The organism is Mycobacterium sp., from assembly GCF_008709575.1.
GTDB lineage: Bacteria > Actinomycetota > Actinomycetes > Mycobacteriales > Mycobacteriaceae > Mycobacterium.
This window is the reverse complement of sequence record NZ_VYIK01000325.1, coordinates 1-710: the sequence shown is the minus strand read 5'-3', so window position 1 is coordinate 710 and position 710 is coordinate 1. Positions and strand designations below refer to the sequence as shown.

The following is a 710-nucleotide window of genomic DNA, read 5'->3' as shown; positions in this document are numbered from 1 at the left end:
GATGAACATCAATACCCGGCGGTGACGGGTTCTGCAGCCACGGGGGCAGCGGCGGGTGGTCAAGCACAGTCGGCGGTATCGGTGATGGCGGGGGATGGCCCGGCTGCACCGGCGGCGGCGTGACAGGCGGATGCTCCAGTACCCGCGGGAAGTTCGGTGGTGGACTGATGATTGAAGCCGATCCTGGTCCAGCTCCGTCTATCGGCGCTGACGGGCGCACCGGTGGAAGCGGGGGCGGATGATGCGGGTCGATTCCCAAGGCTTGATCGACGCTGGCCCTGCTAGCCGTGGCGCGATCAATGATCCTGTTATAGAGATCATCACCTGTAAGTCCTTGGGCCCGGTACCTAGCGACCAGTTGATCCCATGTCAGATTCGGCTCAGAAGCGACGAGGTCATCAGCACTCTTGCGATTGCTCATAATGTCACGTACCCATGAGCGCAGCGAGTTTCGTTGTTCGGCCATGATTTTCGCGCGTTCTTCAGCGCTCAGGCCCTGCCGGGCCAGCTCATCGTTGAGTTGACGCATCCGTAATTTGCCCTGGGCGTAAACGCCGCGCGCCTCTTCATCAGATAGTGACCGGGGGTTGTAGTTAGGCAGGCCGAGCTTGCCGACAGGATCTGGGACCTCACCAGGAGATGGATTATTGGGCTCAGGTGGCGGTGCGGGGTCTCGCTTCCAGGTTCTGTCGACGGGGTGGGCCTGCTTG

General features: G+C 61.5%; 1 pseudogene. It reads right to left on the bottom strand.

Features of this window, described 5'->3' with window-relative positions:
• Nucleotides 1-710, bottom strand: a pseudogene (locus F6Q13_RS18730) (hypothetical protein); the annotation flags it as partial.